The following is a 5988-nucleotide window of genomic DNA, read 5'->3' on the forward strand; positions in this document are numbered from 1 at the left end:
ACCAGGCTGCGCAAACCGGCGGAGGTGGGATCGCCCAGCAGGGCCCGGGGGCGGTATTCGCCAGAGATCGACAGGCGCACAACCCCGTCCCGGGTAACATCCTTCAGTCCAATCTCCGTCACCTTGAACCGGGGCTCCCATTGCTCGATCGCCGAAGTGAAGGCCGCCAGAAACAGCGGCACCTCCGATCTGTTGATCTGCCGCCCAAGCAGCGTGGGCACAAACGAGCCGTACCATTCGCGCATGACGCGCGCGCCAAACCGCGTCGTGAAGATGTCCTGCAGTGACTGCACCACATGCGACCAGCCCATGAGCGTGCCCCCCGTGGCCGCGTTCAGGCCAACCGAGGGGCTGTTGTGATTTGGCGCCATGCCGATGCGTCCCATTGACCGAAGACCGGACGTTCATCAAAAGCCGCTCCTGCCGGTGCAACGCGACTCGAACGAAACGATCAAAATGAAAAAATGCATGTATTGCGGTGGCACCTTCCGCGAGACCGATCAGACCTGCCCGAACTGCGAAGAACCCACGGCACCGATCCTGCGAAAGAAACCGGCCCCAAGGGAACTCGTGTTCCAGACCACGCGGAAGAAGCAAGACGGTAAGGCAGACACAGCTGACAAAGAAGGCGGCTGAGGACTGCAGGATTGCAGCCCTGATTACATACCGCGCTCTTTGCTGTTTTTGGCGAGGCCATCACCGGTCTTGGGTTCTGCTGTCGCTTGGCGTTGCGCTGCCGCAGGCAGCGCAGTCCCATCATCGGGTTTGTCCCCCGTCGACGCATCTGCGGTGCGCTCAGGCGCATCGGTGATCATGTCCAGTGGCCGTAGCGTGCCAAGCCGAACCTCGTGCTCGGCCTGTTTCTCGGTCAGCGTCAGCACCGTGCCGACGCCGGTATTGTTGGTCCCGGCGACGAAACGCCCGGCTGTCTCGGTGATTGCGTAACGTGGCATGTGATGTCCTTTCTTGTCTTTCATTGCGGGGAATTTTTGGAGCTGCAGCTTCCAACTCAGAGCTCAGTGATCAGTCATCCGCCGGCAAAAACATCCGGCGATCCGCCGGTGATGGCGCCTGCGTCGATGGCGTCACCGACGCGGGCAATTGAAATTCCGTTGACGAACACGGTGGTACTGCCGCGTGTGATCGGGACTGTGTGCGGGAGGCACAGCTTCCCGACGAGGCGCGTGTGTGACGCCGAAGGGTCGCCCCGGCGCGAGACGCGGATGCCGTTGGCAAAGACGTTTCCGCTCCCGCCCGCAATCGTGCTCGCCCCGTCACAAGGGTGGCCCGTTGCAAACGGGTCCCCGATCCGCGCCACTGCTGGCATCTGCGCTTCCATCAGTTGAGATCGATGCGCGCGCCTGTGATCTTCACGCCCGCATCTGTCATCTCGATGCTGCTGCCGCCCGTGGAGAGCGTGATCTTCGCCGAGCTTAGCTCGAGCCGCGTGCCGCCCACATCGACCCGCACCAGATCATCCGCCAGCGTCATTTTTACGTTCCCGTAGGTCACGACATTCTCGTCGCCCGCCGTGGACGGGCTCGGATTGCCGCTGTGATGGGTCAGCGGCAGCGCCACCGCCTGCTGGAAATCCCCGCTGGGGGACAGTGCCGTGAGCTGTTGACCCACCGTGGGGGGCGTGTGCACGCGCAGCGCCCCCGAGAATTGCGCATAGGGCACCCAAGGCGACAGGAACCGCCCCTCAGCCCCATGGGCCGGGCCAAGGTCCAGCCGGACGCGCTGGCGCTCGGGATCCACCTCCGCCACCGTGCCGTGGCGCAGAACTCCCGCAAACCGCCGTTCCAGCTCGGCCACGCGGGAGACCAGCTCGACCAATTCGCGCACCGCCATCAGGGCGCGTCCTCGGTCACGGTGACCACGCCGGCGCTGCTGCTGATTGCGCCCATGATAAATTCCACCGGGTCCACCAAAGGCACGTCACCCGCGCCAAGCCCGAGGCCGTCCGAGACCTCGAGCGGGACACCCAGTGCGTGCGCCGCGCGACGCCACTCGGGGACAAGCGTGCCCTCGATCTCCGCGCGGATCAGGCGCGCCAGCCCGGCCATTGCCGGATCAGCCTCCATCATTGAGAGTACCTCTGCCCACACCCCGGAGTGAGGCAGCGGCGCGCCGCCAACCGGCGCGTCGATCAGATCGCATGTCAGCGTCAGCTGACGCGCTGCAAAGCGCACACCGTTCTCGGACGAGGCGCCCCGGCGCGAGAGACGCTGATGGACCCGCGGCACCAGCGTCATCCACACGCGCGCCCATGGCGTGTCGTCCCGCGTCAACGCCGCGACCACCTGATGCTCCATGAGATCCAGCGTCAGCTCCATCCCCTCGTCGGTATGCGGAATGGCAATCGTGATCTGGCCCCCCTGACCATCCTCTGCAGGCACCTCGACGCGCGAGGCAATGGCAAGCTCGATCACCAGATCACAGCGATGCGTGCCGCTGCCGAGATCGCGCCCGGTCACGTCGAGCTCGTGTTCGTCCGTCGTGAGGACCAGTAGGGGCAAACGCTGCTCGGCGATCGTCTGGTCAATCGGGTCCACCGCGCTGTCGAACACCCGCGCGCCCGCCAGTGTCCTGTCCCGCAGCGCGCGCGCCGCCGCAAGGCGCATGGCCAGTCGCGTCAGGCTCATGGCGTCTCGTCCTCCAGAACCAGGATCAGGGTCAGGTCCCCCATGTCCGACGGGTGGACCTGGGAGAGTGCATAGACCGGTGGGCCCTCGCGCCCGGTCAGCGTCAGCGCGTCACCCTTTTGGGGGCGCCGGTGCAGAGCCGCGACCTGCGCCTTGGCGATCCAGACCTCTGCCACAGCAGACGTGACCTGTGTTGCTCCGGAAAATCCGCTGGCCTGACCGCCAAGACCCTTTTGAGCAGACCCAACAGAGTAAATACCCTCGATCATCACGTCCGGGTGCTCAGGGTCAGGTCGGCGCTCCGAATACGGCGACGATACCCGTGGATGCAGCAGCACAGGTTCCGCAAATACATCAGTGATCTCCGCCGAGACCTGCAAGTCCAGATCGTCAAAAAAGGTCATTCTCGGTCCTTTCCGTCTTCCCATCCCAAACCGCATCCCGAGTCGCCGCCCGGCACCGCATCGCGGTGTAAGGCAAGCGTTATTGCGCTCACAGAATCTGTGGATAAATCTGTGGAGCCAGCGGTATAGGACAGGCTAAGGCCCCGTTATCTGGGGCCTTTCATCGAAATGCCTAAAAAACAGGCAATTCATAACGCATTGATTTTACGCTGCATTTTATCAGTGCGGCAAGTCTGCAATCAAAAGCGTCCGTTTGTAACCTTTGGGTGTCAAGGGTGAATAACCTTGACGTGGCATCATGTGCCGCGCTGCGGCAAGTGTCAGAGATATCTGACATCACGTCCGCTTGCCCGGGATCAGCACCCGCGGGCGGGTGCAGTATTGCAGCGCGTTCATCTGGAACTCGAGGTTCACGCCTTTGCCGTTCTGCATCTCCCATTGCTTGCCGTAGAGGCGCTGACCCGGGGTGTTCACGGTCTCGATGTAATCGGCCGGGGCATAGACCGTGCGGAAGAGGCCGGGGACGCCCATGGGCACGAGGTGGCACTTGTCGGTCTCGATGCCGACATTCTGACCGCCGCGATAGTTCATCCAGGTGATGCCGCCGAACTCGAAGGCGCCGTAGATGCCGGACGAGCCCGAATTGATATACGCGTTGCGCAAGCTCGCCGCGTCGGCATAGCCCTTGTAGGTCTCGCGCACTTCCGGGTGGGCGATCAGGTCATCGAAGAAGGCATCCCCGCACAGGGCCATGATGCCGGTATAGGGCAGACCGTCCAGAATGGCGGCCATCTGGCGAATGACCCCGGCGCATCTCTTGCGCAGCGCGCCGTCGGTGGCACTGGCATTGTCGAGGTCGAAGTCCACCACCGCCTGCTGGCTTTCGCCGAATTCGGTGAAGTAGTCAAAAAGCACGGAGCCGTCCGCGTCGAGCAGCTGACCGGTCTTGAGGATGTTGAGCCGGTGGTATTCCTCGGTCAGCGCGAAGAACTGGCTGGCCTCTGCGGCGCGATCCGCGATCTTCTGCTGCAGCCGCTCGACGGCGACTTCCTGACCGAAGGCGCGCACCTGCTGGACCTCGTCGGCATAGATGGCATCGTCCACCTGGAAGTGGGGCACCTTGAGCATGCGCATGGCGCGCTTTGATTTGTCGAAGGTCTGGCCAGGACCGCCCCTTGGGCTGGCGGAGACCAGCATGCGGTTCTGTTCCTTGTCCTTCTCGATGGCGATATCCAGCGTGTCGATGCTGGTGGTCTGAAACAGCCCCATCTGTCCGATGCGGGACGGGGTGTACTTGATCTCACGAAGCGCGTCCGTGAGGCGCATGACGCTGAAGGCGTCCTGACTGAAGATGTTGAGGATCGACATGGGGGGTCCTTTGTTGCGTCGACACGCCGGTGGATTGGGCACGCGGGAACAGCCCGCAGCCTGTGGCGGCAGGGGATCAGATTTGAACTGTGAGGAACTCGGGGCTGGCGTTAGCCTATGGCGACAGTCATCCGTGCTCAGCGCACGATGATGCCGACCGACGCCAGGTCTGCCTGCGCTGCAGCCTTTTCGGCGGCCTGATCACGGTCGGGGTGCCAGGTCAGGATTTTACCGTTCACCTCGGCATCCCGAGTGATGGCGGCAACTGCAACATCACTTGTGGTGGCATCACAGCCATAAGGCGCAATGGCGACTGCGGTCTGGCTGCCATCGGTGGCGCTGACAGCGCTGGCGAGATATTTGCCGCTTGCCGTGATTTTGCCCAGCACCGTGCCCGGGGCGATAATGCCCGCGCCACTTGCGATGGTGATGCTGTCCCGGGAGCGCTGGCCATTGGCCTCGGTCATCAGGAATTCGCCGGGATGCCGGCCTTCGGTGAGAACTGTCATTATGGGATGTCCTTGTTCTGCATAGAGTGCATGTCAGCCGAACCGCGCGTTGGCATTGGTGACGGCTTTGGCCCAGCCGGCGATACTGCGCTCGGCGCGATTGCGTTGATCGGCCGGAGTTTCGGCCCCGAGTTCGGTTTCTTGCGCCGCCCTTTCCGCAATCGTTGTGGGGACCGATGACTTGGGTGACGCCGTCAGAACTTTCGCTGCATCTTCCGCCGTCATCTCGGTCTCGAGTGCAAGCACCAGCGCCTGGGCCTCTCGACCTTCGGTTTCTGGGGCCGTCAGGATGGATTTGATCCGCGCCGTGGCCTCGGCCTTGCCGGCGGTGAAACCAGCGGCATGGGCTTCCGTCCGGGCCACATCGACAGCAGCCTGCAGATCAGCGGGGCTGAAGGCCGAGGCTTCGCCCTGTGGCGCCTCGGTTTGGGTGGTTTTGGTCATGGGTCCTCCCTTTCTCTGGGGGCTTGCCCCGGAGGGCGGTTGCGCAGAAGTGGCTATCACCTCGTCGAGGCTCGCCACACGGTCGGCGAGGCCTTGGGAAATGGCATCGGTGCCGAGATAGGTGCGGGCTTCTGTGGCTCGGATCGCTTGCTCAGTCATGGGGCTGGACCGCCCTTCGGCCACAAGACCGACGAATTGGTCGTAGATCTTCATCACCTCCGCTTGCAGGTCACCGCGCACGGCGTCCGAGAGCGGTCCAAACGGATGGCCGTCCACCTTGTGCGCGCCCGCGTGAATGAGCGTCGGCTTGACGCCGCGCTCCTCAAGTTCACCCGAGCGGTCGAAATGGGTCAGCACCACGCCGATCGATCCGACCATCGAGGTCGGCGAGACGACGATCTCACTGGCCGCGCTGGCAATGCCATAGGCGGCTGAGGCGGCGACATCATTGACGAAGGCCAAGACCGGTTTGGTCTGGTTGATCGCGCTCACCAGTCTGGCCGTCGCGAACATGCCCGTTGCCTCGCCGCCGGGGCTGTCGATGTCGAGCAGGATCGCCCGAACTTCCGGATCAGCTCGCGCTTCCCTCAGCTGCGCCGCAATGCCCTCGTAAGACAC

Annotated in this window: 10 protein-coding genes; 1 reads left to right on the plus strand and 9 read right to left on the minus strand. The window is 63.4% G+C overall.

From position 1 onward, the window contains the following. Positions 1 to 371, minus strand: a 371-nt coding sequence (locus tag JJ869_RS21335; protein WP_292270520.1) for a GPW/gp25 family protein, incomplete at its 3' end; no start/stop codon positions are given. An 85-nt stretch (positions 372 to 456) separates the two neighbouring features. Between JJ869_RS21335 and JJ869_RS21340 the strand changes: the two genes are divergently transcribed. Further along, the gene (locus JJ869_RS21340; protein WP_292270523.1) at positions 457 to 636 is read left to right on the plus strand and encodes a hypothetical protein; all 180 of its coding nucleotides are present in this window, start codon (positions 457 to 459) and stop codon (positions 634 to 636) included. Positions 637 to 659: 23 nt separating this feature from the next. Here JJ869_RS21340 and JJ869_RS21345 read toward each other — a convergent pair whose 3' ends face one another. The 8 genes from JJ869_RS21345 to JJ869_RS21380 form a co-directional block, all read right to left on the minus strand. Continuing rightward, positions 660 to 953 (minus strand): hypothetical protein, encoded by a 294-nt coding sequence (locus JJ869_RS21345; RefSeq protein ID WP_292270526.1) that lies wholly within the window; start codon positions 951 to 953, stop codon positions 660 to 662. Between the two features lie 74 nt (positions 954 to 1027). Next, positions 1028 to 1327, minus strand: coding sequence for a PAAR domain-containing protein (locus JJ869_RS21350; RefSeq protein WP_292270529.1), 300 nt, complete (start codon positions 1325 to 1327; stop codon positions 1028 to 1030). 11 nt (positions 1328 to 1338) lie between these two features. Then, complete coding sequence (locus JJ869_RS21355) at positions 1339 to 1845, minus strand: phage baseplate assembly protein V (RefSeq protein WP_292270531.1); 507 nt, start codon at positions 1843 to 1845, stop codon at positions 1339 to 1341. 5 nt (positions 1846 to 1850) lie between these two features. Then, positions 1851 to 2645: a hypothetical protein gene (locus JJ869_RS21360; RefSeq protein WP_292270534.1), complete on the minus strand. Its 795-nt coding sequence runs from the start codon at positions 2643 to 2645 to the stop codon at positions 1851 to 1853. Beyond that, positions 2642 to 3049 (minus strand): hypothetical protein, encoded by a 408-nt coding sequence (locus JJ869_RS21365; RefSeq protein WP_292270537.1) that lies wholly within the window; start codon positions 3047 to 3049, stop codon positions 2642 to 2644. The genes JJ869_RS21360 and JJ869_RS21365 overlap by 4 nt, the downstream gene beginning before the upstream one ends. A gap of 336 nt (positions 3050 to 3385) precedes the next feature. Next, on the minus strand, positions 3386 to 4417 hold the full coding sequence (locus JJ869_RS21370; protein ID WP_229747937.1) for a major capsid protein: 1032 nt from the start codon (positions 4415 to 4417) through the stop codon (positions 3386 to 3388). A gap of 137 nt (positions 4418 to 4554) precedes the next feature. Next, positions 4555 to 4926 carry a head decoration protein gene (locus JJ869_RS21375; protein WP_292270542.1) on the minus strand — a complete coding sequence of 124 codons (372 nt, stop codon included), beginning with the start codon at positions 4924 to 4926 and terminating at the stop codon, positions 4555 to 4557. Between the two features lie 33 nt (positions 4927 to 4959). Then, positions 4960 to 5988, minus strand: a 1029-nt coding sequence (locus JJ869_RS21380) for a S49 family peptidase (RefSeq protein ID WP_292270545.1), incomplete at its 5' end; no start/stop codon positions are given.

It is taken from the genome of Marivita sp., from assembly GCF_017643905.1.
Taxonomy (GTDB): Bacteria; Pseudomonadota; Alphaproteobacteria; order Rhodobacterales; family Rhodobacteraceae; genus Marivita.